Genomic DNA, 26,118 nt, shown 5'->3' with positions numbered 1-26,118 from the left:
CGCGCCCGGCCCCACGTCGCGCAGATGGTCGTGCTGCAACAGCGCCATCCGGTAGGCATCGCGATACGCGCCGTTGGAAAAGAATTCTTCCTTGAGCAGGCCTTCGATCTGGAAACCGCAGCGCTCGTAGACGTGCACGGCGGCGGTATTGTCCTTGTCGACCACCAGGTACACCTTGTGCAGGTTCAGCACGCGGAACGCGTAGCCCACCGCAATGCGCGTGGCGGCCTTGGCGTAGCCGCGGCCCTGGTAGCTGGGCGCGATGATGATCTGGAATTCGGCACGGCGGTGGATGTAGTCGATCTCGACCAGTTCGACCAGCCCGGCCGGTTGCCCCGTGTCGTGCTCGATGATGAAGCGCCGCTCGTTCTGGTCGTGCAGGTGGCGGTCGTACAAGGCCACGAGTTCGTCGTAAGCCTCGTAAGGCTCTTCGAACCAATAGCGCATGATGACGTCGTTATTGTTGATCTTGTGCACGAAGTGCAGGTCGCCGCGTTCGAGCGGGCGTAGTTTGATATCGGATGTGACCGACATAGGTACCTCGAAATGACCGCTGATGTGCGGCCATTCTATGTCAAGCCTGGCGGCGCCGCGATGCAGATACGCCTGCCGGTTTGCGAGCACGCAAGTATCTCTAGGAAATACCTAGGAATCTTTATAAAATCCCTGAACCTTCACCCGGCGCGGACGCCCACCGCCACCCTACGAGCGATTCCTCATGAGCCGTCCCGACCCTCTCTTCGTGCAATCCCTGGCCAAAGGCTTCGAACTGCTGGAAGCCTTCGCGCAACGCCCGTCGATCATGAGCATGAACGAACTCATGGAAATCACGGGTTTCGACCGCAGCACCACGCAGCGCATGACGCACACGCTGGTCTCGCTGGGGTATCTGGAACGCGGCGCCGGCGGCAAGGGCTACACGCCGGGCAAGAAGATCCTGCAGCGCAGCTTTGACTACATGCGCAGCGTGCCCCTGCTTGAACGCGCCACGCCGCTGATCGCCGAGATGCAGCGCGAGACCAACGAACGCGTGGAACTGAGCCTGTTCGACGACCTGTACATCATTTTTGCGCTGCGCCGCCAGACCAAACGCCAGACCTTCAGCAGCACGCTGGCCGGCCGCGCCCTGCCCATGGTGCAGACGGCCGGCGGCCGCGCCATCATGTCCCACCTGCCCGAAGAGGAAGTCGAAGACATCCTTGCGCGCTCCAAGGACATGCCGCTTGCCACCATTCCGACCACGCCCAAGACCGACAACGACCCGGACCGCATCCGGGGCCTGGTCCAGCAGGCGCGCCAGGACGGCTATGCGACCGCCATCGAGGAAAGCATGCTGGGCGAACTGAACCTGGCCGCCGCCATCCTGGACCACCGCCACCGGCCGGTGGCGGCCATCCAGATCGCGGGGCTGGTGTCCGAATGGGCCTCGCCGGCGGAATTCGCGCGGCGCTATTCGCCGCTGCTGCTGACCGCGGCGCGGGGGTTGAGCGGCAAGGTCGGATTGTCCTGACCGCCGCCCCAACCCTCTATTTGCCCCGCCAGAACAACGGCAACGGCGCGGCCACCATGCCGTCGAACTTCTTGTCGTACGCCTTGAACTCCGAATAGCCGCCCAGCGGCACGAACATCACCTGATCGTAGGCGCGCTGCTGGATCTCGCCGGCGACGCGCTTCTGCGCGTCCAATCCCGTCACCGACTCGAACTCGGCGCGCAGGCGCTGGATGGTGTCGTCCTTGGTCCAGCCGGGGTAACCGCCCTCGCCCCGCCCATCCAGATTGGCGTTCACGATGGGGTTCAAGAGGTCCATGCTGGTCAGGCTGGAATGGAAGATGCTCCAGCCGCCGTCGGCCAGCGGCGCGTCCTTGCTGCGCCGCGACAGCAGCGTGGCCCAGTCCATCGACTGCACTTCCACGTTCATCCCGATGCTGCGCAGGGCCTGCGCGGTGACGGGCGCCAGCGCGGACAGGCTGCGCACGTCCGTCGGATGCAGGACGATGATCTTCTCGCCGGCATAGCCGCTGTCCTTCAGCAACGCCCGCGCCTGCGCCAGATTGGCGGGCTTGGTCTGCGTGGCGCCGGCTTCCGTCTGATAGGCCGAGATGCAACTCAGCATGGCGCCGCACAGCTTGTAATAGGCGGGATCGCCCAGCGACGCATCCAGGTAGTCGGCCTGGTACAGCGCGGCCAGCACGGCGCGGCGCACCTTCACGTTGTCCAGCGGCGGCTGCTTCCAGTTCATGCGCAGGGTGTAGGTTTCGGACGCGTCGCCATAGCTCTGCACCGTCACGGTCTTCACGCCTTCAAGTTGCGGCAGCAGGTCGGGCGCCACGTTCTCGACGAAGTCGATTTCGCCCTGGCGCAGCGCATTGACGGCTGTCTGCGCGTCCGGCACGTTGACGACGTCGATCCGGTCGAACATGGCGACCTTGCCTCCGGCAAAACGGCTGGGCGGCTCCTTGCGCGGCACGTAGTCCGCATTTTTGACATACGCGGCCTTCACGCCCGCCTGGAACTCGGCCTGCACGAACTTGTACGGTCCCGAGCCGACGGTTTCCTTGATGGCTTCGGAAGGCGGCGTCGCCGCGATACGGCGCGGCATGATGAACGGCACCGGAGAGCCCGGCTTGGCCAGTGCGTCCAGCAGCAGTCCGTAGGGCTTGGTGAGCACGATCCGGAAGGTGTCGGCCGACGGGCTGTCCATGCTTTGCGTGACCGCGGACAGGCGCGAGCCCACGGGATCGCGCTGCGCCCAGCGCTTGAGCGACGCCACCACGTCTTCGCCGGTGACGGGCGCGCCGTCGTGGAACTTCAGGCCTGTGCGCAGCGTGAAGACGTAGGTCAGCTGGTCGGGCGACACCGTCCACGAGTCCACCATCTGCGGCTGCGGGCGTGACGCCGCGTCCAGCGAGAACAGCGTGTCGTACACCATGTACCCGTGATTGCGCGTGATGTACGCATTGGTCAGCACGGGGTCCAGCACACGCAGCGGCGCATGCATGACGACCTTGGCGTTGACCGGCTCGGCCTGGGCCGGGCAAAGGGGAACCGCCACCGCGAGGACGGCCAGGGCGGCCGCCGCAAAACCACGTTGTCTCATCGTCTTGTCCTTGTCGTAGGTACGGCAGAAATGGCGGCCGCGTCCGGGCCGCGCCAGAAAACCGAGTCAGTCTTGCGATTCCGTCTTGCGTTTCAGCGGTGAGATTCAGCGCTGAGGCTCACGCATGCAGCGCCTTGACGGCCTCCTGCAGCGCGCCGTCGCCAACGGAAACGGCGCACGCCCGCAGCGCCGCATCCACCCCGCCCAGCGCGCCCAGGATCATGGCGGGATGCACGTCGCCCAGATGTCCGATGCGGAACATCCGCCCGGCAAGCGGCCCCAGCCCGCCCGCGACTGCGACGTGGAAGCGTTCGCGCGCGACCGTGCGCATGGCCTCGACGTCCACGCCCTCGCCTACCGAAATGGTGGTGACCGACACCGCACGCGCCGCCGGGTCTTCAACGAACAGCTTCAACGCGCCGCCTTGCGACCACGCATTAACCGCCGCATGCACCGCATTCGCCACGCGCCGGTGGCGGGCAAACACGGCCTCCTCGCCTTCGGCGGCAATCAGATCCAGCGCGGCCCGCATGCCCGCCAGCAGGCTTTGCGGCGGCGTGCCGCAGAACTTGCGGTAGAGCAGATCGCTCTTGCGCTTGGCCCAGTCCCAATAGGCGCGCGGCGTCGGATTCGCCTGCGCCGCCTGCATGGCGCGCGCGTCCACCGCCGTGAAGGACAGCCCCGGCGGTCCCATCAGCGCCTTCTGCGACGCGCCGATCGCCACGTTGACGCCCCACTCGTCCATGCGGAAAGGCGTGGCGCCCAGGGACGCGATCACGTCGGCCACCAGCAGCGCCGGATGGCCGCTGGCGTCCATGGCCTCTCGCACGGCCGCGATATCGCTGGTGACGCCGCTGGCCGTGTCGGTGTGCACGGCAAAGACGGCGGCGATGCGGTGTGCCGTGTCCGCGCGCAACGCCGCTTCGATCGCGGCCGGATCCAGCGCCTGTCCCGGACGGGTCGGCGTGCGCAGGGCCGTGGCGCCCATCGCCTCGGCGTGCACGGCCCACGCTTCCGCGAAGTGGCCACTGCCCGCCACCAGCACCTGCGCGCCGGGCGCGACCAGGTTGGCAATGGTGGCTTCCCAGGCGCCATGGCCGTTGGCCGCGTACATCAGCACGTCCGCGTGCCGCGTGCCCAGCAGGCGCGCAAGGCCTGCTTCGCAGTCGGCGATCAATTCCGCCAATCGCGGATCGGACAAGTCCATGCATTGGCGGCCCATGGCCTCGCGCACCGCATCCGGCACGTGCGTCGGGCCGGGCGTGTGCAGGAACTGCGGGCCGGCCAATGTGGCGCGGGGTGTCGTCAGGCTGTCTTTCATTCGATTGTCTCCAGGTCCGGCTCCAACAGGCGCCGCGCGGCGGTCCATACCCGCTGCGTGTAGATCGGGGCGGTAGGCCGTTCAAACTGGCTCGCGGTGCGCTCGCACACCGCCTCCGACGGGAATACCAGCGGCGCGCCGGCCGATTGGGCCTTGACCTGCGCCTGGCAGGCGCGCTCCAGGTAATAGATGTTGACGAAGGCCTCCGCCACCGACGATCCGGCCGCCAGCAGGCCGTGGTTGCGCAGGATCATGGCCTTGTGCCGCCCAAGGCTGGCGACCAGGCTCTCGCGCTCTTCCAGGTCCAGCGCGATGCCCTGGTAGTCGTGATAGCCCAGCCGGTTGTAGAAGCGCAGCGCGTGCTGCGTGATCGGCAACAGGCCATCGCGCTGGCACGCCACGGCGATGCCGTCCGCGGTGTGCGTATGCACCACGCACGCCAGATCGTGGCGCGCGGCATGCACCGCCGAGTGGATCGTGAAGCCGGCCGCATTGACCAGCTGGCTGTCGGCATCGCCGGGATCGACCGGATTGCCGTCCAGGTCGATCTTCACCAGATCCTGCGGGCGCATTTCGTGGAACAGCACGCCGTAGCGGTTGATGAGGAAATGATCCTTCGTGCCCGGCACCCGCGCGCTGATGTGGGTGTCGATCAGATCGGTCATGCGAAAGTGCGCGACCAGGCGGTACAGCGCCGCCAGTTCTTCGCGGACGCGGGCTTCGGTGGGTGCTTGCATGGTGAGGCTCCGGTTGGATTCAGGCGTGGTCTGCCGTCAGGTCCGGCTGGGCGCGGATCAGCCGGGCAATCGCCACGCTTCCCGCGTCGCCCCGCCGCTCCAGCTCGCGGATCACGCCCACGCGGTCGGCCACCGACTTGTCCTGGTTCAGCTTCATCTTTCCTTCCAGCCCGGCAATCGGAATCTCCAGCGCCGCGATCGCCTTCAGGCGCGGCGCCGTCAGGGTCTCGGGCATGTCCGGAAAACGCCACTCGCCGCCCAGCGGCGTGTCGTAGCGCGCCACCGTCTCTGTCAGCACCGCGCGGATGGCCTCGGGCGCTTCGATCAGGCGCGGCGCGCCGCGCGCATGGACGGCGGTGTAGTTCCACGTCGGAAAGGTCTGCTGGTTCACATACCAGCTGGGCGAAATGAACGCGTGCGGCCCCTGGAACAGCACCAGCGCCTGCGCGCCGTCCTGCAGGTCGCGCCACTGCGGATTGGCGCGCGCCAGGTGGGTGACCAGCGTTCCGCGCCCGCCGTCCTCGCGCAGCAGGAACGGCAGGTGCGTGGCGTTCGCGCCCGCCGCGCCCACGGTCACCAGGGTGGCGAAACTGTGCGTGCGGATGAACGCGTGCAGGACGCCGATATCGGCTTCGGCATAGGCCGGCGGGGTATACATGGCGCCCCCTAGGCCTTGGCGTGCAGCCAGCGCGCCGTGTCGTCGAAGGCTTCGCCCGCGACGGCGGCGATGGAGACGGCCTCCAGGAAGCTGTGCGCGGTGCCGGGGTACACCTTGGACGCGACGTCCACGCCGGCGTCGAGCAGCTTGCGCTCCAGTTCAATGCTGTCGTCATGCAACGGATCGCATTCGGTGACCACCAGCCACGCCGGCGGCAGGCCTTTCAGGTCGGCGCGCAGGATGTCCACGCGCGGATCGAAGAAGTCCTTGCCGTGACGGATGTGCATGCCGCGGAACCAGATCATCATGTGCAGCGACAGGCCGTATTCGCCGGCGCCGTAGCGCACGACCGAATTGCGGAACAGGTTGCTGCCGAAGCCGCCGTAGTTCAGCACCAGGCCCTTGATGAGCGGCACGCCTTCATCGCGCAGCGTCAGCGCCGTGCCCATCGACAGGTTGGCGCCGGCCGAATCGCCGCCCACGAAAATCTGGGCCGCGTCGATATCCAGTTCGCCCGCCGACGCGGCAACCCAGCGCAGCACGTCCACGCACTCTTCCAGCGGCTGGGGGAACTTGGCTTCGGGCGCGCGGGTGTAGTCCACGCCCACGACCACGACCCCGGCGCGTTCGGCGTATTCGCGCATCACGCGGTCATGCGTGTCGATGCTGAACAGCACGAAGCCGCCGCCGTGGATGTACATGAACGCGCCCGGCAGCCGGCGCTCTGCCGGGTAATAGACGCGCACGCGCACGGCCCCGTGGCGCGTGGTCACCTGATGTTCGTCCGTGCGCGCCATCTGCGGGCCGCCCTGGGCCCACGGCAGGCGCACCTTCTCGGCATTGGCGCGGCCCTGCTCGATGGACAGGGTGTCGCGACGCGGATACTGCGACGCGTCGGCCGCCATGCGCCGCAGGAATTCGGCGATCTGCGGGTCCAGGGGCGCAGGCGTGCCGGTCGGAATGGTGAACGCGGGATCTTCGAAATGCATGGAATGTCTCGTCTTGGTTGGCAATCGGAAAACGGGCTATCGGTGTCAGTAGCCGCGCGACAGGTCCACGGCATGGGCCAGGGACTCGCCCTGCCCCAGCCGGCGGATGTTGGCCACGACCTGCTCGGCCACGGTGCCGGGCGACGGCATGGTCGCCATGTGCGGAGTAACGATCACGCCGGGCGTCGACCACAGCGGATCGGCCGGATCCAGCGGTTCCTGCGCGAACACGTCAAGGACGGCTCCGCGCAGCTGCCCGCGTTCCAGGGCGTCGATCAGGTCCGCGGCGACCAGGTGTTCGCCGCGGCCGCAATTGACCACCGCCGCGCCTTGCGGCAAGGCGTCGAAGGTGCGGCGGTTCAGGATGCCGCGCGTGGCGTCGGTCAGCGGCACCAGGCACACCAGCACGTCGGTGTTGGCCAGGAATTCGTCAAAGGCGTCTTCGCCGGCAAAAACGCGCACGCCATCGATGTCGCGCGGGGTGCGCGACCAGCCGTTGACCGGATAGCCCACCCCCGGCAGCACGGCGGCGATGGCGCCGCCCAGTTCGCCCAGGCCCATCAGGCCGATCCGGCATTGCGACGCCGGCGTCTGCGGCGGCCGGCTCCAGCGCGCGGCGCGCTGGTTGGACAGCGCCAGGTCCAGCTTGCGGTGAAAGGTCAGCACGCACCACAGCACGTACTGCAGCATGCCTTGGGCCAACTGCGGATCGACCACGCGGCAGACGGGCAAGCCGCGCGTGCGCTGGCCATCCAGCAGGTTGTCCACGCCGGCAGCGATGCTGTGGATCAGCTTCAGGTTGGGCATGTCGTCGTACACGCCCACGGGCGGGTTCCAGCAGACCGCCACGTCGGCATGCAGGCTGCGCGGGTCCGGCCAGACGGCGACGTCCAGCTCGGGCGCCAGCCCCTGCAACAGCGGCTGAAAGTAGGAAAGATTGGCCGATCGGCTCAATAAGGCAACGCGTGTCATCGGGGTTTCCTTCAAGCGCCGGCCAATGCCAGACCTGCGGCGGGCCGGCTGCCCAGCCCGTCCTTGCCGGGAATGGCGGCCAGCAGTTCCTGGGTATAGGTGCTGCCCGGCCGCGTGAAGATCTGCTCGGCGGGGCCGATCTCCATGACGCGGCCACGCTGCATCACGGCGATGCGATGGCACAGCCGGGCGGCCACGCGCAGGTCGTGGGTGATGAAGATCATGCTCAGGTTCAACTGCGCGCGAATGCGCTCCAGCAGGTCCAGGATCTGCGCCTGCACCGACACGTCCAGCGCCGACACCGCCTCGTCCGCGATCAGGATCTCCGGCTCCATCATCAGCGCCCGCGCGATCGAAATCCGCTGGCGCTGCCCGCCGGAAAACTCATGCGGATAGCGCTTGAGCGCGCTGGCATCGATGCTGACCAGCGCCAGCATGTCGCGCATCCGCGCCTGCACGCGGGCCGGGTCTTCGCCGTAGTTCAGCGGCCCCTCGGACAGCGTGGCCTCGATAGTCAGGCGCGGGTTGAAGGACCGGTACGGATCCTGAAACACCATCTGGATGCGCTTGCACCACTGGCGCCACGCCGCGCGCGACAGGTTCGACACGTCCTCGCCGTTCATGACGATGCGGCCCGACGTGGGATGCGCGAAGTGCGCCAGGCACCGGCCCAGCGTCGTCTTGCCCGAGCCGGATTCGCCGACGATGCCCAGCGTTTCGCCGCGCGCCAGCGTCAGCGACACGCCGTCCAGCGCGTTGACCTCGCGCCGCTTGGACCGGAACAGACTGGACGTCACGAAGCGCATGCCCAGGTTCTCCACCGAGATGACCGGATCGCCTTCGGCCAGCGGCGCGCCGGCGCCGAACTTGCCCTTGGGCACCGCGTCGATCAGCTTGCGGGTATAGGGATGCTGCGGGTTGGCCAGCACGTCGGCGGCGGCGCCGGCCTCCACGATGCGGCCGTGCTGCATCACGATCACCCGGTCCGCAATCTCGGCCACCACGTCGAAGTCGTGCGTGATGAACAGAATGCCGGTGTCGTGGCGCTCGCGCAGGCCATGCAGCAGGCGCAGCACTTGCGCCTGCGACGTCACGTCCAGCGCCGTCGTAGGCTCGTCGGCGATGATCAGCGCCGGCTCCATCGCCAGCGCCATCGCGATCATCACCCGCTGGCGCTGCCCGCCCGACAACTGGTGCGGAAAGGCGTGGCGCAGGGTTTCGGGCGACGGCAGCCGCATGTCGGTCAGCAGCGCCAGCACGCGCTGGTCGACCTCGCGGCGCGACAGCGACGGGCCGTGGAACTGGAAGATCTCGGCGATCTGGTCGCCCACCTGCATCAGCGGGTTCAGGGCCGTCATGGGCTCCTGAAAGATCATGGCCATGCGGTCGCCGCGCAGCGCGCGCAGTTCGGCCAACGAGGCGTGCGTGATGTCGCGGCCGGACAGCAGGATCTGTCCGCTTTCGAGCTTGAGCACGTTCTTGGGCAACAGGCCCATCACGGCGCTGGCCGTGACCGACTTGCCCGAGCCCGATTCGCCGACGATGCACACGATTTCGCGCGGGCTGACCGTGAGTGCGATGCCTTCGGCGGCGTAACGCCGGTCGCCGGCGCCCGGCAGGCTGACCTTCAGGTCGCGGATTTCCAGAATGGGATGAGAGGACATCGGCTTCAACCCTTGCGTTGGCGCGCCATGCGCGGGTCCAGGCGATCACGCAGCGCGTCGCCGAACAGGTTCACGGACAGAATCAGCAGCGCCAGGAAGACGCCCGGAAACAGGACGATCCACGGCGCGCGCTGGAAGAACGGGCGGCCCTCGGAAATGATGCTGCCCAGGCTGGGGATCTCGGGCGGAAAGCCCAGGCCCAGAAAGCCCAGTACGGCTTCGATCAGGATGGCCGAGGCACAGATGAACGTGGCCTGCACCACCAGCGGGTTGATCGTGCTGGGCAGGACGTGGCGCCACAGCACGCGCCAGGTCGCCGTGCCCATGCCCAGCGACGCTTCGACGTAGGGCTCCTCACGCACCGACAGCACCACACTGCGCACCAGCCGCGCCACCCGCGGAATCTCGGGGATGGCAATGGCCGTCACCATCGTGGGAATGGTCGCGCCGCCCAACGCCACCATGGCGATGGCCAGCAACAGCCCGGGAATGGCCATGATGCCGTCGATGATGCGCATCACCACCGCGTCCAGCTGGCGGAAGTAGCCTGCCAACAGGCCCAGCAGCAGCCCGGCGCACACCGAGATCACGCTGACCAGCGCCGCCAGCGTGATCGACAGACGTCCGCCGTACAGCACGCGCGAAAACAGATCGCGGCCCAGCGAATCGGTGCCCAGCCAGTATTCGGCGCTGACCGGCTTGAGCCGCATGCGGGGCGCCAGCGCGGCGGGGTCATGCCAGGTGATCAGCGGCGCCAGCATGGCCAGCCCCACCAGCACCGCCAGCAGCGCAAGCCCGGTGAACATCATGGGGTCGCGCGTCAGCGCGGGCCAGAAGGAACGGGGACGATCCAGAGCAGTTGTGGTCATGTCCGGCCTCAGTAGCGGATGCGCGGATCGAGCACGACATACAGCAGGTCGATCGCCAGGTTGATGAAGACATATACGAACGAGAAGAACAGGATCGTGCCCTGCACCACCGGATAGTCGCGCGCCAGCACGGCGTCGACGATCAGGCGGCCCACGCCGGGGATGTTGAAGATGGTCTCGGTGACGACCACCCCGCTGATCAGCGTGGTGAGCGCCAGCCCGATGACGGTCACGATAGGCACCGCGGCGTTGCGCAAGGCATGGCGGTACAGCACGTAGCGTTCGGGCACGCCCTTGGCGCGTGCCGTGCGCACGAAGTCTTCGCCCAGCACTTCCAGCATGCTGCCCCGCGTGATGCGGGTGATCAGCGCCACGAACACCGTTGCCAGCGTGATGGTCGGCAGCGCCATGTGATACAGAAACGTCCCGAACCCCGACGCCAGCCCCGCATAGCCCTGCACCGGAAACCAGTTCAGCTTCACCGAGAACGCCAGAATCAGCAGATAGCCCACGACGAACGCCGGCACCGAAAACGCCAGCACCGTGACCGCCAGCGTCACCCGGTCGAACAGCCCCTTGTGCCACCACGCCGAAAACACGCCCAGCGGGATCGCGGCAAAGATGGTGAGCAGGATCGCGCAGATGGCCAGCGCCATCGTCGGACCGAGCCGCTGGCCGATCAGCGTGGTCACCGGGTCCTTCGAAATGATCGAGGAACCCAGGTCGCCCTTGAGCAACGCGCCCATCGCCAGCAGGTATTGCGTGGGCAGCGGACGGTCCAGGCCCATCTCGGCGCGGACCTCGGCCACCGCCTGCTCGCTTGCCATGTCGCCGGCGATGACGCGGGCCGGGTCGCCCGGCGCCAGCCGCAACAGCAGGAACACCACGGTGGCCACCACCAGCATCACGGGGATGGCGGCCAGCACGCGCTTGAAGATCAGATTGAGCATGATGAAGCTCCCTTCCCGCTACTTGGGCGAGGTCCAGAAGAGCGGAATCGGCGCATCGACCATGTCCGCGAACTTGGCGTTGTAGCCCTTGAACTTGGAGTACCCGCCCAGCGGCACGTACATCACCTGTTCATAGTTGCGGCGCTGGATGGCCTGGGCCAGTTCGCGGCGCTCGTCCTCGGTGCGGGCGGCGGCGAAGCGGCTGCGCAGTTCGTCCATCACGGCGTCGTGCGTCCAGCCGGGATAGGTGGAGTCGGCGCGCCCGTCCAGGTTGGGATTGCCCACCGCCGAGATCAGGTCCAGGCTGGACATGTTCGACTGGAAGATGCTCCAGCCGCCCTGATCCACGCCCTCTTTCTTGCTGCGGCGGCTGAGCAGCGTGGCCCAGTCCATCGACTGGATCTCGACGTTCATGCCGATGCTGCGCAGCGCCTGCGCCGTGACCGGCGCGATGTTGGCGAAGATGGGCAGGTCGGTCGGATGCAGCACCACCACCTTTTCACCGGCGTACCCGCTTTCCTTCAGCAGCTTGCGGGCGTTCGCCAGATCCGGCGTCTTGATCTGCGTGGCGCCTTGCTCGGACGCGTAGGGCGACACGCAGGTCAGCACCGCGCCACACACCTGGTATACGTCCGGATCGCCGATCTGCGCGTCCAGGTAGTCCGCTTCATACAGGGCGGCCAGCGCCGCGCGGCGCACCTTCACGTTGTTGAACGGCGCCTGCAGCCAGTTCATCCGCAAGGTGAACATGTTGGAATTCTTGCCATAGGACTTCAACGCGATGCCCTTGGCGTCCTTCAGCTGCGGCATCAGGTCGGGCGGCACGTCTTCCAGGAAGTCGATCTCACCGTTGCGCAGCGCGTTCACCGCCGTCTGGCTGTCGGGGATGTTCAGGAGTTCCAGCCTGTCCACGGTGACGACCTTGCCGCCCGCGAACGCGCTGGCCGGCTCCTTGCGCGGCACGTAGCCGTCGAACTTCACGTAGGTGGCTTTCACGCCGGCCTGGAAATCGGCCTGCACGAACTTGTACGGGCCCGATCCGATCGTCTCGCTGATCGCCTGCGAGGCCGGCGCGGAGGCGATGCGCTTGGGCATGATGAACGGCACCGGCGAGCTTTCCTTGGCCAGCGATTCCAGCACCAGTCCGTAGGGCGCCTTGAGCTTGAGCGCGAAGGTGTCGGCGCCCGTCGCGGCCAGTTCGGCGGTGGCGTTCTTCAGGCGGTTGCCGATCGTCGCGTCGCCCGCCTGCCAACGCTGCAGGGACGCAACCACATCTTCGGCCGTGACCGGCGCACCGTCATGGAACACCAGTCCGGGGCGCAACTTGAAGACATAGTTCATGCCATCTTCGGACACCGTCCACGACTCCACCATCTGCGGCTGCGGCCGACCCGAGGCGTCCATGGAGAACAGCGTGTCGTACACCAGATAGCCGTGATTGCGCGTGACGTAGGCCGACGTCAGGATCGGGTCCAGCACGCGCAGCGGCGCGTGCATCACGAACTTGGCGGTGGTCTCGGCCTGACTGGCGGCTGGCACGGCGGCCAGCGGTGCGGCTGCGGCCAGGAACATTGCTGCGGAAAACAGAAAGGATCGCTTCATTACTTCCCCTTTATGGTTTGGTCCGGCGCCGGCAGCGTGCCGGCGGGCCTTGATGCGGATCAGGGCAGCAGGATCTGCCGTCCCGTCCAGGGTGCGGCCCGTTCCAGCTCGGCCGCCAGGCGCAGGATCTGGTCCTCGCGCCCGAAGTGCCCGATAAGCTGGCTAGCCACCGGCACGCCCGATTCCGTCCAGTCCAGCGGCAGGCTGGCCGCCGGCTGGCCCGAGGCGTTGATCACCGCCAGGAAGGTGGCGTAGCGCGACACCTTTTCGCGGAACGCCCAGAACTCGCCTTCCAGCGCCAGGTCGCCCAGCTTGGCGGGCAGTTGCGCCAGCGTGGGCGTCAGCACCAGGTCGACGTCCGTCATGGCCGACTCGATGGCGCGGCCGATCGCGTGAAAGCGGTTGATCGAATCCACGTATTGCATGGAAGTCAGTTCGCGTCCCACCGACAGGCCGTCGCGGATGACCGGTTCCAGGTCGTCCTCGCGCAGCTCGCGGCCGCGGATTGCCAGCCGCGCCTGCACGGCCAGCACGATATTGGTGGCCAGCACGGTGCCGTGGGCGCGGACGAATCCCGAGTAGTCCAGGTCCGGCAACGACGCGTCGACGACCTCGTGCCCCAGTTCCCGGCACAGGCGGGCCGTGCGCTCCACGGCGGCCAGGCACTCCGGCGCGATGGGGATGCCGTTCCAGGCCTGGCGCCACACGGCGATGCGCAGGGGCTCGCGGCGCTGCTCGCGCACGGAATCCAGATACGAGCCCGGCGCGGGCGGCGCGGCATACGGCGCGCCCGGGGCATAGCCGCTGATGCCGTCCATCGCCGCCGCGGTATCGCGCACGCTGCGCGTCAGCACGCCTTCGCAGGCCATGCCGCCCCACCCTTCGCCGCGCGCCGGCCCCATCGGCACGCGGCCGCGGCTGGGCTTTAAGCCAAACACGCCGCAGCAGGCGGCCGGAATGCGGATCGACCCGCCGCCGTCGCTGCCGTGCGCCACCGGCACGATGCCGGCCGCCACCGCCGCCGCCGCGCCGCCGCTGGAACCGCCGACCGACCTGTCCAGCGCGCGCGGGTTCAACGTGGCCCCGCCGTTGCGGCGCGCCTCGGTGGACGGCCCCATGCACAGTTCCGATACCGTGGTCCGCGCAAACGGGATCAGTCCGGACGCTTCGAAACGCTGGGCCAGCGTCGCGTCGAACGCGTAGTCGGTGTCGTCGAAAAGCGCCGAACCCAGGCTGGACGGAAAACGCACGCTCGGCAGACCCGAATCCTTGAGCAGAAAAGGAATGCCGCGAAACAGGCCGCGCTCGGTCCAGTCGCCGGCCAGTTTGCGGCCCGTTTCAGGCTGCACATAGGTCAGCGCGTTCAATGGCGCGCCGCGCGTTTCGGCCAACTGCAACGCGCATTCCATCAGCTCGGCCGGCGTCACCTGTCCGCGCGCCACCAGCCCCGCCAATGCCAATCCGTCCTGCCCTTCGTACTCGTCTGTCCGCATGACTTCCCTGCAACCTTGATGCGCCTGGGTGGCCGGCGCGATAGCCCGCATCCGATTCGATGCCCTGCTTTTTGCCGTCTACTTTTAAAGTATTGTTTAGCAATACCGATGTAGTTCATAAAAATATTCTAAGCGAGCAACTTCGGGGCACGCAACGCGCGATTCATCAGGGATTTCCCGCGTTGGCGGGCTTGTCGATGCGTTGGCGGGTTTCGGTGCGGACAGCGGTATTGCCGATCGCGGCGCCGCCCCCAATAATTTCCGCAGGCTTGAATTCCCCTCCCCCACATCGGCAAGGAAAAACGCTCATGCACATCCTGGTTGCTGGCTTCCAGCACGAGACCAACACCTTCGCGCCCTCCAAGGCGGGCTACGACAACTTCGTGCGCGGCGAAGGCTTTCCCGCGATGGTGCGCGGCGCGGACGTGCTGGCGCTGCGCGAGGTCAACATCCCGGCCGGCGGCTTCATCAACGCCGTCGAGGCCGAAGGCCACACGGTGCAGACCGTGATCTGGGCCGGCGCCAGCCCGTCCGCCCATGTGACGCGCGATGCCTATGAGCGCATCGCCGGCGAGATCCTGGACGCGGTGCGGGCAGGCGGCTTTGACGCCGTCTATCTGGACCTGCACGGCGCCATGGTCACGGAACATGTGGACGATGGCGAAGGCGAACTGCTTGCCCGCGTGCGCGAGATCGTGGGGCCGGACGTGCCGGTGGTCGCCAGCCTGGATCTGCACGCGAATGTCACCGCGCAGATGCTGCAGATGGCGGACGGCCTGGTGGCGTTTCGCACCTATCCGCACGTCGACATGGCCGACACCGGCGTGCTGGCCGCGCGGCTGCTGAAGGCGCGCATTCAGGCCGGCGGCACATGGACGCGCAGCGAACGCCGCCTGCCCTTCCTGATTCCCATCAACGGCATGTGCACGATGCTCGAACCCTGTCAGGGCGTGTATGCCCTGCTCGGCGAACTGGAGCAGACGCCTGGCATCGCCTCCGTCTCCTTCGCGCCCGGCTTTCCTGCGGCGGATTTCCCGGAATGCGGGCCGGTGGTGTGGGCCTACGGCACGGACGCCGCCGCGGTCGAACAGGTCACGGAATCGCTGTATGCGCGCGTGCTGGCGCTGGAACCCGAGTGGTCGCCTGACTTTCTTGAACCGGCCGACGCCGTGCGCCGCGCGCAGTCCCTGGCCGCCGGCGCGACGCGGCCCGTCGTCATCGCGGACACGCAGGACAACCCCGGCGCGGGCGGCGATGCCAACACCACCGGCATGCTGCGCGCGCTGGTCGACGCGGACGCGCAGAACGCGGCGCTGGGCTTGCTGTACGACCCCGAGGCGGTGCGTCAGGCGACAGAAGCTGGCGTCGGCGCGACGGTTGCGATCAAGCTGGGCGGCCAGTCGGGCGTGGCGGGCGACGCGGCCTTCGAAGGCGAATTCGTGATCGAGGCCTTATCCGACGGCAAGCTGCGCTTTGACGGTCCGATGATGAACGGCATGGACGTGGATCTGGGCGCAACGGCCACGCTGCGGATCGGCGGCGTGCGGGTGGTGGTCAGCGCAGGCAAGGCGCAGATGCTGGACCGCAACCTGTTCCGCGTCGGCGGCGTGCAGCCCGAGGAGATGGGGATATTGGTGGTGAAAAGCTCGGTGCATTTCCGCGCCGACTTCCAGCCCATCGCGCACGAGGTGCTGGTGGCCAAGGCGCCCGGCCCGATGCAGGCCGATCCCGCGGATCTGCCGTGGACGCGTCTGGCGCCCGGGATGCGGGTGCGGCCGCAGGGACGGCCGTTCGCGGCGGCGTGAAAACGACAAGGCCGGCGCAAAGGCGCCGGCCTTGTTGACGACGGCGGCCGCGTTGGCCGCTATCAGGCGGGATTACTTCAGCTTGCCCTGCGGACTGACGAAGTCTTCCAGCGTCAGTCCCTTTTCCTTCAGGATCGCTTCCAGCAGCGGTTGCAGCTTGCCCAGGCTTTCCTGGACGGTTTCGCGCACAGTGTCCACGATGACCTGCGTGCTGCGTTCGATCTCGATGTTGACCGCGTCGCCCACCTGCTTGTCCTCGAAGACCGTCATGCGGCGCGTCTCGGGGATCAGCCACACTTCGAACCAGCCTTCGGCGCGGTTCACTTCCGACACGGTCAGGCTGGCGCCGTTGATGGCGATGTAGCCCTTGGCGAACACGTATTTGCGGAAGGCCTCTGGGATGCTGAAGCGCATCAGGCGGTTGGTGTCGGAGGACTTCACCATCAGCACCTGCGACGTGAAGTCCACGTGGCCCGACAACGGATGGCCGCCGATCTCGGCGCCGTCCTTGGCCGCGCGCTCGACGTTGGCGCTGTCGCCTTCGCCGTAGCTGCCCAGCGTGGTGATCGCCAGGCTTTGCAGCATGACGTCGAACGTGGCCTGGTTTTCGGACAGGATTTCGGTGACGGTCAGGCAGACGCCGTCCGTCGAGACACTGGCGCCGATGGCAAGGTCAGTGCAGAAACCAGGGGGAAAATCCAGCGTGAAGGTGCGCAGGCCTTCGCGATCCGCGATCTTTGCGATCTTCGCGGTGCCTTGAACAATACCGGTGAACATACGGATCCTGAATGCGGGGCGGCAGGCCCCGGAAGCAAAACATCAACGTTAACCGATATTTTGTCCGGGTCCTTGCCGGGGGCCGCGGCCCGGGTCATTGCCGATCTCTGCCGCCCCGCGCGGGATCAGTGGCGGATCGCGATGGTCTTCAGGCTGGTGAAGCCGTACAGCGCTTCAAAGCCCTTCTCGCGGCCGTAGCCCGACTGGCGCGAACCGCCGAACGGCAGTTCCACGCCGCCGCCCGCGCCGTAGTTGTTGACGAACACCTGGCCGGCGCGCAGCTTGCGGGCCAGACGCATCTGGCGGCCGCCGTCGCGCGTCCACACGCCCGCCACCAGGCCATACAGCGTGCCGTTGGCGATTTCCAGCGCTTCTTCCTCGGTGTCGAACACCATGGCGGCCAGCACCGGGCCGAAGACTTCTTCCTGCGCCAGGCGGCTGTCGGGTGGCACGTCGCGGAACAACACGGGCGGCTGATAGAAGCCGGCTTCCGGCGTGCCGTCCTTCAGCTTGCCGCGCGCGGCGACCTTCATGCCTTGCGCCTCGGCTTCGGCCAGGAAACCGCGCACGCGGTCCTGCTGGCGCGCGTTTATCAGCGGACCGACATCCAGGTCCGCGGCGGCCGGGCCGGTCACCGTGGCGGAAAACGCTTCCGACAGGCGCTTGAGCACGGTTTCGTACACGCCGCGCTGGATCAGCACGCGGCTGCCCGCCGAGCACGTCTGGCCGGCGTTCTGGATGATGGCGCCCAGCAGCACCGGCATCGCGGCGTCCAGGTCGGCGTCGTCAAACACGATCTGCGGCGACTTGCCGCCCAGTTCCAGCGTGACGGGCACGTGGTTCTCGGCGGCGGCATGCGCGACCATCTTGCCGGTCTGCGGCGAGCCCGTGAACGAGATGTGGTCGATGCCCGGGTGCGCGGACAGCGCGGCGCCCGCCTCATGGCCGTAGCCCGTGACGATGTTCAGCGCCCCGGCGGGCAGACCGACTTCGGCGGCGATCTCGGCCAGCTTCAGGAGCGACAGGCAGGCGTCTTCTGCGGGCTTGACCACGCACGCGTTGCCCGCGGCCAGCGCCGCGCCGACGCTGCGGCCGAAGATCTGCAGCGGATAGTTCCACGGCACGATGTGGCCGGTGACGCCGTGCGGCTCGCGCACCGTCAGCACGGTGAAGCCCGGCGTGTAGGGAATGGTCTCGCCGTGCAGCTTGTCGACCGCGCCGGCATAGAACTCGAAGTAGCGCGCGACAGCGGCGGCATCGGCGCGCGCCTGCTTGATGGGCTTGCCCGTGTCGGCCGATTCCAACTGCGCCAGTTCTTCCTGGCGGTCCAGCAGCGCGAAGGCGACCTTCATCAGCAGGCGGCTGCGGACGGCGGGCGCCATCTGGCCCCACTCGCCTTCGAACGCCTGGCGCGCCGCCTGCACGGCACGGTCCACGTCGGCCTCGTTCGAGCGGGCCAGTTCCTCGAAAGGCTTGCCATCGGACGGGTTCAGGACGGGAATGGTTTCACCGGTGGCCGAGGCCACCCATTGGTTGGCGATAAAGTTCTTCTGAGTCACGATGTGCGGAGTAAAGTAGCGGCCGAACGGCCGGTTGGGGGAAGCTGCATGTCTCGGTGCGCTTGCCGGCGGCTGGGCCGGCTACGCCGCCGGCGCGTCGTGCGCGCGGGCGTTGTGGTTTGAATGGCAAGGTACGGGAGGCCTCCGCAACTTGTCAATTGGAATGACAGCTTTAATCCCAACCTTCAGGATATTTTTCCGAATGATCGGGTTATCCCTAATCTTTCAGGGGCTTAGCGTCCCGCGAGTTAGTCATGCCGCATGACAACCCGTCCCCACATCACAGGAGCGCGTCCGATGAGCAACGTACGTGACCCGCAGCTCGAATCGCTGCTGGCCGCGGCCACCCGCCCCCGTCCCGAACTGGACGTGCTGGCCGAGGTGGCGTCCGGCCTGGGCTATGTCCGCGCCGAGCGTTTCGCCGAGCGCGTCTACGAAAGCCTGTTCTACGCGATCGCCACCGGCAAGATCGCCCCCGGCAACAAGCTGCCGACCGAACTGGAACTGGCCGCCCTTTTTGAAGTGTCGCGGCCCGTCGTGCGCCAGGCGTTGGACCGGTTGCGCGAAGACCAGCTCGTGGACTCGATCCGCGGGTCCGGCACCTACGTGAAGTCCAAGCCGGACCTGATGGGCGGCATGCCCGCGGTGGACCCCGCGCGTCGCGTCGGCCACATTCTGGAAGGCCTGGAACTGCGCATGGTGATCGAACCCGAATGCGCGCACCTGGCCGCGCTGCGCCGCACGCCCGAGGATCTGCAGGAAATGGACCGCATGCTGACCGGCTACGAAGAAGCCGACGCGTCTGGCGCCATCGCACACCATCACGACTATGGTTTTCACCGCGCCATTGCGTCGGCCACCGGCAACCAACGCTTCGTGCAGGTGCTCAAGTCGCTGGAGTACGACGTGAGCCACGCCGTGAACGTCATGCGCCATCTGGTCCACATCGAACCCTGGAAGCGCACGCGCGCCGCCATCGACGAACACCGCCACATCTATCAACTGATCCGCGATCAGGATGCCGAGGGCGCGCGCAACGTCATGCGCGCCCATATCGAAAAAGCCCGCAGCCGCATGCTCAACAGCGGCTCGGAACACTGAGCAGGAAGCCGTACCTTCATGTCATCGCAACGCCCGCAACCGACCCTGAACCAGCAACTCGTCATCGTCACCGGCGCCAGCCGCGGCCTGGGCGCCGCCATCGCGCAGGCCTTTCTGCGTGAAGGCGCCAAGGTCGTCATCAACTACCTGAACAGCGCCGATCGCGCCCAGGCCCTGGCGGCGACCGCCCCCGACCGCGCCCTGGCCGTGCAGGCCGACGTGCGAGACCCCGCCGCCGTCGCCGCCATGATCGCCCGCGCCAGCCAACACTTCGGCCAGCCGGTCAGCACGATCGTCAACAACGCCCTGCCCGCCTTCCAGTTCAACGGCGACGCCCGGCCCCACGCCGACACGCTGGACTGGGCGCAGATGAACGCCCAGATCGAAGGCAGCGTGCGCGCGGCGCTCAACACCACGCAGGCCGCCCTGCCCGGCATGCGCGCCGCCGGCTGCGGCCGCATCATCAACGTCGGCACCAACCTGGTCCAGAACCCCGTCGTGCCGTACCACGACTACACCGCCGCCAAGGCTGCGCTGCTCGCGTTCACGCGCACCCTGTCCCACGAGCTGGGCGCGGACGGCATCACCGTCAACATGGTGTCCGGCGGCCTGCTGCGCACCACCGACGCGTCGGCGGCCACCCCCGACGCCGTCTTCGACATGATCGCCGCCGGCACCCCGCTGCGCGAAGTCACGACGCCGGAGCAATTCGCCGATGCCGTGCTGTTCTTCGCCAGCCCGTGGTCGCGCGCGGTGACCGGGCAGAACCTGATCGTCGACGGCGGATTGGTGAAGGGCTGACCGCCGCATCCGGGTTGCTCCCGGGATGACGACAATGCGTCGTGTGTTACGGTGGACCGGCAAATCCACCGCAACCCAGGAGGCAAGATGAAGACACAGATCAGTTATCGAAAGCTCGACGGCAGCGACGGCGTGGCGCTGGTGAATGGCGGGATTTCCGATGCGCAGCAGGCGAAGCAGGAACTGGCGAATTGGCTGGATTTGCCGGCGGCGGACGCGGCGGGCGGGAATCCGGAAGATGTCGACGGCCGGCTGCGGCGCGGCGGAATCGAGCCGGGATCGGTCGAATTCAATCACATCAGCGAGTAGCAAAAGAAAAACCCCGATTCGCAGGAATCGGGGTTTTTGTTTGTGGGTCTTGTAGGTCTTGTGGGTGTCAGATACCTCGTGGCGGCGGTGGAGCTACGCTGGCCGGTGTCTGACACCCGTTGAGACGCCGCCACAAACTGACGATCGTCTCCCCAGGGTGTCAGACACCTTGCGCAGGCGCAATTTGCCGATTTGGCGTTCTGCGCTTGCCCAGGTGTCTGACACCCGCTGAGACGCTGCCCCGGACTGACGGTCATTTCCCTAGGGTGTCAGACACCCAATGTGCGCCGGACGCGAAGAAGAATGCGTCCTGCCGGCGCGGTATCATTCGGCATCTGCACGGGCGGCCCTGTCGCCCCGAATTGCGCTTGTTTCAACGACGCATTGTTGAAGCCATCGGCCCGTCACACCGACGCGATGTCCCGAGCGCTGCGTAATCAAAACATCTGAAAAACATGAAACTCGCCACCTGGAACGTCAACTCCCTGAACGTGCGCCTGCAGCAGGTCCTCGACTGGCTCGCCGCCAATCCCGTCGACGTGCTGTGCATCCAGGAACTCAAACTCACCGACGACAAGTTCCCCGAGGCCGCATTCAAGGAAGCCGGCTACCACGCCGTCTGGGCCGGCCAGAAAACCTACAACGGTGTCGCCATCATTTCGCGAGTGCCCGGCACGACGATGGTTCGCAACATTCCCGGCTTTGAAGACCCGCAGCAGCGCGTCCTGGCCCTGACCTTCCCCAGCCCCGAAGGCGACGTGCGCGTCGTCTGCGCCTACTGCCCCAATGGCCAGTCGGTCGGGTCCGACAAGTACGCGTACAAGCTGGAATGGTTCGAAGCCATGCGCAAATGGCTGGCCGAAGAGATCAAGCAATTCCCCCGCCTGGCCGTGCTGGGCGACTACAACGTCGCGCCCGCCGACGAAGACGTCCACAACCCCGAAAAGTGGGAAGGCCAGGTCCTGGTGTCCGAACCCGAACGCCAAGCCCTGCGCTCGCTGATCGACCTGGGCCTGACCGACTCGTTCCGGCTGTTCGAACAGCCGGAAAAGTCCTTCAGCTGGTGGGATTACCGTCAGTTCGCCTTCCGCCGCAACGCCGGCCTGCGCATCGACCACGTGCTGCTTTCCGCCCCCCTGGTCAAGCGCTGCACCGCCTGCATCATCGACAAGGAACCCCGCCGCAACGAGCAGCCGTCGGACCACGCGCCGGTCATCGCCACGCTCGCATTTGTCTAAAATTTGTGCAGCCGGCGCGTGTTGCGCAGCCGGGGGGAATTCCTGTATATTTCTGGTCTTGCTTGATTTGGGGCGGTAGCTCAGCTGGGAGAGCGTCGCGTTCGCAATGCGAAGGTCGGGAGTTCGATCCTCCTCCGCTCCACCAAATTCCAGACGGAAAAGCCTTGGACACTTTTGTGTGCCAAGGCTTTTTTGTTTCTACAGGCTGGATATCTACGGCCCGTAGGTGGAACCTACAGCCCGCCTATGGCACGGCAATATTTGTACGGCAAGCGCGACGGCGCTTGACCGTTTCACCGGCAAGGCTTCAACGTGTGCAGGTCCAGCAGCGTGAACTTGCCCCCGTCCTGCCAACCACCCGTGTCGATGTAATACACATTGCCCAGCTGCGCCGGCTTGCGCAGCGTCATGTGCCCGTGGACCACCGCACGGACGTTTCGGACAGGTTTGGCATATTGCATTCGATAGCGGTCGATTGACCACAGGCACGCGTCTTCATCGTCCAGACTGAAGGCGGCGCCATGGATGGCCTGCCAATCGTCATAGGGAAAGTCGGCATGCACCAGACCGACGACACCGCCCGGCGTTTCCACCTCGATGGCCAACGGCAAGGCATTCAGGCAGGCGGCGATGCGGACCTGGGTGTCGCCATCGCACGCATCCAGCCATTCGCCGCCATGGAGGCGATGATCCACGTCGGGAATCGGATTGTTCATGGCGCGCCGCCACGTCATGAGGTCGTGATTCCCGCAGATCGCATGAAACCAGGGGCGCTGTAACCAGGCCAGAACCTCCGCGGACTCAGGCCCGCGATCGACGAGATCGCCAACGGAAAATAAGCGGTCATGCTCGGGGGAAAACCTGGCTGCGGCAAGCGCGGCTTCAAGCCGGCCGAAATGGCCATGAATGTCGCCGACGGCGAGATCGCGGCCGTTGCTGTTTAGACCAAAGCGCTCTACACGCAGATTTCCGGATCTTTGAGCTGATTCCATTCGGCGTGTCACCCTACCCTTCCCTCGCATTGAGGCGCTGTTCCAGCGCACCAATGGATTGCAACACATCTTGGATCTCGGGCAACGCGCCGAAAACCATTCCTCCCATCGCCACGTAATCGCGCGCTAGCGATTCGCTCATGGGCTGCGACGGCGCCAAAGTGAAAGAGCCGCGCTGGGCCAGGTCCAGCCCAAGATCGCCGCTGCCGAAGAACAGCCGTGCGTGCAGCGCGCAGTCCTGAGCCAAATCCTGGTCAGCCAACCACGTACTGATGTCCGGATGCTGCAATAGGCGATGGATGTCGTAAAAGTGACGCGAGAATGAATGACCGTCTGGAAATTCAAATTCATCCCAAGGTCCCACTGCGCGATTAGCGCTATCTGGAGACCGTGATTGTCGCCTCGGACGCGCCAACCTGTGGAGCGCAACCCGGCAATTCTCGGACCAAGTCCTGCATCCATGCGGGCAAGGTTCTGAATCCCGCTGATATGTCTTGGCGTATGGCAGCTCCTTGAGGAGAGTCATCGAGGATTGCAGACAGCCGTTTGAGGATGTTGGGTCGATTGGCGGGCAACGTGTCTTTGAGCCAATGCAGCGCCTGCACAACGCGCATTGCAGGCCGGCCGGCCCAAAACAGACGGCTTGGAGCTGTGAGCTTGAACTGAATCACCAGATTGTCGAACTGGATGGCCCGCCGGCGCGCATCGGTATGAATTGTGACGTGCGCGGGCACGGCATGAGTCAGTCCCAGATCGTTGGCTGCGGTCATGCCATCAACCAGCAAACGCAACTGATCGCGTCGGGCGATGGCATCCAGCACGGCGCGGTAGTCCGGGACTGCGGCCTTTTTCGTCAGGCTGTTTATTCTGGGCCGGTCATACAACCCACGGTCGATCCGCCGCAATTGCCCCGAGGCAGCAAGGCGCTGCAGCGCCTTGTCCACCGCGTCGCGGCCACCCAGATGGGCGAAATCCGCAGCGCCCCAGACATGGCCGGGACTGGCGGCCTCCATGCTGGCCACAATCTGAGTCTTGATATCGTTCATAGGGCATCCTTGTCCGATATTTGTATATCTTTTTCGGACAGACAGCAAATCTGTCCGAAATTTGTAGATCAATTTCGGACAATGCTGCTATTGCCCCCTCCTCAAACCGTCTCCTTATCCAACCTCCGCACCGCCGCGCTCAGCGTCGAGAAATCAAACTCCTTCCGGCCGCGCATCAACAGCCGGATCAGCACCGTCGTCACCACCGGCACAAATGCCGCCAGCAGGAACGACTCCAGCAGGAAAGTCGGTTTATCCCCGGGCGCGGGGAAGAAGAACAGCCCGGCGATCAGCCCGGTGATGGTTGCCGTGGTCGCGGTGAAACCATCGTGCTTGCGGCTGAACAGCCCGTAAAACACCGGAAAGGCGGCGGCCGAGCACAGCAGATCGGCCAGCAGGAACAGGTACAGCACGCTGTAGCCTTGCGACGCCACGATCATCACGGGGATCGCCATCAGCAGCACCAGCCAGCGCGCCAGGCGCTTCATGGTGGCGCCGTCGGCGTTGGGCAACAGGCGGCGCAGGTCTACCGCGATGATGCTGGACACCGCGCTGATGGCGGTGTCGGCGGTGCTCATGACCAGGGACAGGCCCAGCGGAATCAGGGCGATGACGAACCACGCCGGGGCGTGCGGCATGATGACGCTGAACAGCGCGATCGAGCTGTCGCCCTCGGGCGCCAGACCGACGAAGGCCAGGCCGAACAGGCCCATCAAAAAGATGAATGGCGCCACCAGCACGCCGCCCAGCAGAAAGCCGTTGCGCATGGTGCGGGTGTCGCGCGCGGCGTAGATGCGTTGCCAGTTGCCTTGGTGGAAAATGCCGGTCAACAGAATGGCGACAAAGAACGTGAGTCCGGCCTTCACGCCTACCGGGTCGGTCAGATCCAGCAACTGCGGAGCCTTGGCCTGCAGCGCTTCGATGGTGGGCAATGCGCCGCCTGCCGCCTGCCAGCCGACCACGCACAGCACCACCAGCAGCGGGACGATGATCATCATCTGCACCTGATCGGTGAAGATGGACGAGCGCAGGCCGCCGTAGGTGGTGTAGAGCAAGGTCGTCCCCATCACGATGGCCGCGGTGGCCCACAGAGGCACGGGGGCCAGCATCGCGACCAGCTTGGCAATCGCCGTGACCTCTGCCGACAGCGCGATGAACAGGTAGAACAGCATGATGAAAAGCGCCAGGCCATACATGGGCCGGCCGTAACGCGCCATCAGGAATTCGGTCAGCGTGTGGCCGTGCGGGATCAGTTCGCGCATGCGCCGTCCCAGCGGAATCATGACCAGGCGCGGCGACATCGATCCGAGCGCGTAGCCGATCACGGCGGCCAGCCCGCCCCACGTTGCGGCCTGCGCGGGCGAAAAGAGAATCCAGGCGCCCAGCGTGGACGCCATCAGCGTGAGGATCGTGCCAAACGACCCCTGGCTGTTACGGGCGACGATGTAGTCTTCCAGGGTCCCACGCTTGCGCCGGGTGTACAGCACGCTGGCCACGGCGAAGCCGCCCGAGAACAGCAGCAGCCATATCAGGGCGGTGGTTTGGGTCAACATGAAGGTCGGTCCTCCCGCGGGCGGCCTGGGGCCGGACGCGTAACGCGGCGGCCCGCCGTCAGGGAGGCCGCAAGATGAATGGAATCAGGGAGGGCGCGCGAGAGACTTGCGGAGTCCTTCCCTTCGCCGGCATTACCCGGATCAGGTTCAAAGGGTTACCGCGTTGACGCGGAATCTCAGCCCGTACAGGGCTCCCCCAGGAATTGCCGCAAGGTTAGGAGAGCGGCGCGACGATGTCAACGCATGGCGGGGGAAGTTCCGTCCCCGCCGACCGCCGCCCGCCATGCGGTTTTATGCTAAGTTCGCCCGCTTGCGGCACCCGCGGGCGTGCCGGACGCGGCAATTGTTGAGGCAACTGATGACGCAACTGTTGACGCAATCGACGAGCTGATCGCCATGATGCATTTGAACCTGTTCATTTTCGGCTGCGGCCACCATCGCGCGGCCTGGCGCCATCCGGACTCGGCGGCCGAGCGGCTGGGCGACATCAGCTACTACGAAAGCCTGGCCCGCACGGCCGAGCGCGGCAAGCTCGACGCCATCTTCTTTGCCGACGGCCAGTCGATGGACAACATCGGCGACGG

The 26,118-nt window shown here is 66.3% G+C and carries 24 protein-coding genes, 1 tRNA gene, 1 pseudogene and 1 riboswitch; of the genes and pseudogenes, 8 read left to right on the top strand and 18 right to left on the bottom strand.

The window, feature by feature from the left end; all coding sequences use genetic code 11:
• Positions 1-534 (bottom strand): spermidine N1-acetyltransferase (gene speG, locus RT697_RS21515; RefSeq protein WP_313701633.1); only part of this gene is annotated, 534 nt, incomplete at its 3' end.
• 184 nt (positions 535-718) lie between these two features.
• Here speG and RT697_RS21510 point away from each other — a divergent pair.
• Positions 719-1,510 carry an IclR family transcriptional regulator gene (locus tag RT697_RS21510; protein WP_313701631.1) on the top strand — a complete coding sequence of 264 codons (792 nt, stop codon included), beginning with the start codon at positions 719-721 and terminating at the stop codon, positions 1,508-1,510.
• 16 nt (positions 1,511-1,526) lie between these two features.
• Here the strand turns inward: RT697_RS21510 and RT697_RS21505 are convergent, their stop codons facing one another.
• From RT697_RS21505 to RT697_RS21455, 11 genes are all read right to left on the bottom strand, one after another.
• A complete protein-coding gene (locus tag RT697_RS21505; protein ID WP_313701630.1) occupies positions 1,527-3,098 on the bottom strand; it encodes an ABC transporter substrate-binding protein in 1,572 nt (523 codons plus the stop codon).
• Between the two features lie 118 nt (positions 3,099-3,216).
• Entirely contained in the window at positions 3,217-4,419 is a 1,203-nt protein-coding gene (locus RT697_RS21500; protein ID WP_313701628.1) for an aminotransferase class V-fold PLP-dependent enzyme, read from the bottom strand.
• On the bottom strand, positions 4,416-5,156 hold the full coding sequence (locus RT697_RS21495; protein WP_313701626.1) for a class II aldolase/adducin family protein: 741 nt from the start codon (positions 5,154-5,156) through the stop codon (positions 4,416-4,418). Before RT697_RS21495 ends, RT697_RS21500 begins: the two co-directional genes overlap by 4 nt.
• A gap of 19 nt (positions 5,157-5,175) precedes the next feature.
• The gene (locus RT697_RS21490) at positions 5,176-5,814 is read right to left on the bottom strand and encodes an FMN-binding negative transcriptional regulator (protein WP_313701624.1); all 639 of its coding nucleotides are present in this window, start codon (positions 5,812-5,814) and stop codon (positions 5,176-5,178) included.
• 8 nt (positions 5,815-5,822) lie between these two features.
• Positions 5,823-6,803 (bottom strand): alpha/beta hydrolase fold domain-containing protein, encoded by a 981-nt coding sequence (locus RT697_RS21485; RefSeq protein WP_313701622.1) that lies wholly within the window; start codon positions 6,801-6,803, stop codon positions 5,823-5,825.
• A 45-nt stretch (positions 6,804-6,848) separates the two neighbouring features.
• Positions 6,849-7,775 carry a glyoxylate/hydroxypyruvate reductase A gene (locus RT697_RS21480; RefSeq protein ID WP_313701620.1) on the bottom strand — a complete coding sequence of 309 codons (927 nt, stop codon included), beginning with the start codon at positions 7,773-7,775 and terminating at the stop codon, positions 6,849-6,851.
• An 11-nt stretch (positions 7,776-7,786) separates the two neighbouring features.
• Positions 7,787-9,439, bottom strand: a complete 1,653-nt coding sequence (locus tag RT697_RS21475; protein ID WP_313701619.1) for an ABC transporter ATP-binding protein — start codon at positions 9,437-9,439, stop codon at positions 7,787-7,789.
• 5 nt (positions 9,440-9,444) lie between these two features.
• Positions 9,445-10,308, bottom strand: coding sequence for an ABC transporter permease (locus RT697_RS21470; RefSeq protein WP_313701617.1), 864 nt, complete (start codon positions 10,306-10,308; stop codon positions 9,445-9,447).
• Between the two features lie 8 nt (positions 10,309-10,316).
• Positions 10,317-11,258, bottom strand: coding sequence for an ABC transporter permease (locus RT697_RS21465; RefSeq protein ID WP_313701616.1), 942 nt, complete (start codon positions 11,256-11,258; stop codon positions 10,317-10,319).
• 18 nt (positions 11,259-11,276) lie between these two features.
• Positions 11,277-12,860 carry an ABC transporter substrate-binding protein gene (locus tag RT697_RS21460; protein WP_313701614.1) on the bottom strand — a complete coding sequence of 528 codons (1,584 nt, stop codon included), beginning with the start codon at positions 12,858-12,860 and terminating at the stop codon, positions 11,277-11,279.
• Between the two features lie 59 nt (positions 12,861-12,919).
• Positions 12,920-14,353, bottom strand: a complete 1,434-nt coding sequence (locus tag RT697_RS21455; protein ID WP_313701612.1) for an amidase — start codon at positions 14,351-14,353, stop codon at positions 12,920-12,922.
• 308 nt (positions 14,354-14,661) lie between these two features.
• Here RT697_RS21455 and RT697_RS21450 point away from each other — a divergent pair, with 308 nt between their 5' ends.
• Positions 14,662-16,158, top strand: a complete 1,497-nt coding sequence (locus RT697_RS21450; RefSeq protein WP_313701611.1) for a M81 family metallopeptidase — start codon at positions 14,662-14,664, stop codon at positions 16,156-16,158.
• Between the two features lie 72 nt (positions 16,159-16,230).
• Here the strand turns inward: RT697_RS21450 and RT697_RS21445 are convergent, their stop codons facing one another.
• Complete coding sequence (locus RT697_RS21445) at positions 16,231-16,935, bottom strand: riboflavin synthase (RefSeq protein WP_056569982.1); 705 nt, start codon at positions 16,933-16,935, stop codon at positions 16,231-16,233.
• 125 nt (positions 16,936-17,060) lie between these two features.
• Positions 17,061-18,497, bottom strand: a complete 1,437-nt coding sequence (locus RT697_RS21440; protein ID WP_313701635.1) for an aldehyde dehydrogenase family protein — start codon at positions 18,495-18,497, stop codon at positions 17,061-17,063.
• Between the two features lie 294 nt (positions 18,498-18,791).
• Here RT697_RS21440 and RT697_RS21435 point away from each other — a divergent pair, with 294 nt between their 5' ends.
• The 5 genes from RT697_RS21435 to RT697_RS21415 all read left to right on the top strand — a co-directional run bounded on the left by RT697_RS21435 (position 18,792) and on the right by RT697_RS21415 (position 22,088).
• Positions 18,792-19,595, top strand: a complete 804-nt coding sequence (locus tag RT697_RS21435; protein ID WP_313701609.1) for a FadR/GntR family transcriptional regulator — start codon at positions 18,792-18,794, stop codon at positions 19,593-19,595.
• Between the two features lie 18 nt (positions 19,596-19,613).
• Complete coding sequence (locus tag RT697_RS21430; protein ID WP_313701608.1) at positions 19,614-20,396, top strand: 3-oxoacyl-ACP reductase; 783 nt, start codon at positions 19,614-19,616, stop codon at positions 20,394-20,396.
• An 87-nt stretch (positions 20,397-20,483) separates the two neighbouring features.
• Entirely contained in the window at positions 20,484-20,705 is a 222-nt protein-coding gene (locus RT697_RS21425; protein ID WP_313701607.1) for a hypothetical protein, read from the top strand.
• 455 nt (positions 20,706-21,160) lie between these two features.
• Positions 21,161-21,943: an exodeoxyribonuclease III gene (xth, locus tag RT697_RS21420; protein ID WP_313701606.1), complete on the top strand. Its 783-nt coding sequence runs from the start codon at positions 21,161-21,163 to the stop codon at positions 21,941-21,943.
• A gap of 69 nt (positions 21,944-22,012) precedes the next feature.
• Positions 22,013-22,088 (top strand) — tRNA-Ala (locus RT697_RS21415).
• Between the two features lie 148 nt (positions 22,089-22,236).
• On the opposite strand, the gene RT697_RS21410 is transcribed toward RT697_RS21415, so the two are convergent.
• The 4 genes from RT697_RS21410 to RT697_RS21395 form a co-directional block, all read right to left on the bottom strand.
• The gene (locus RT697_RS21410) at positions 22,237-22,935 is read right to left on the bottom strand and encodes a metallophosphoesterase (protein ID WP_313701604.1); all 699 of its coding nucleotides are present in this window, start codon (positions 22,933-22,935) and stop codon (positions 22,237-22,239) included.
• 13 nt (positions 22,936-22,948) lie between these two features.
• Positions 22,949-23,299, bottom strand: a complete 351-nt coding sequence (locus RT697_RS21405) for a nucleotidyl transferase AbiEii/AbiGii toxin family protein (RefSeq protein WP_313701602.1) — start codon at positions 23,297-23,299, stop codon at positions 22,949-22,951.
• 13 nt (positions 23,300-23,312) lie between these two features.
• Positions 23,313-23,981, bottom strand: coding sequence for a DUF6088 family protein (locus tag RT697_RS21400; protein WP_313701600.1), 669 nt, complete (start codon positions 23,979-23,981; stop codon positions 23,313-23,315).
• A gap of 101 nt (positions 23,982-24,082) precedes the next feature.
• Positions 24,083-25,534, bottom strand: a complete 1,452-nt coding sequence (locus RT697_RS21395) for a sodium:solute symporter family protein (RefSeq protein ID WP_313701599.1) — start codon at positions 25,532-25,534, stop codon at positions 24,083-24,085.
• A 101-nt stretch (positions 25,535-25,635) separates the two neighbouring features.
• Positions 25,636-25,742: riboswitch (TPP riboswitch) on the bottom strand.
• Positions 25,743-25,930: 188 nt separating this feature from the next.
• Between RT697_RS21395 and RT697_RS21390 the strand changes: the two are divergent.
• Positions 25,931-26,118 (top strand): annotated as a pseudogene (locus tag RT697_RS21390) (LLM class flavin-dependent oxidoreductase); the annotation flags it as partial.

Origin of the sequence: Achromobacter sp. (assembly GCF_032113835.1) — a bacterium.
Taxonomy (GTDB): Bacteria; Pseudomonadota; Gammaproteobacteria; order Burkholderiales; family Burkholderiaceae_B; genus Achromobacter.
The sequence above is the reverse complement of the archived record's forward strand: the minus strand, read 5'-3'. Positions and strand labels throughout refer to the sequence as shown.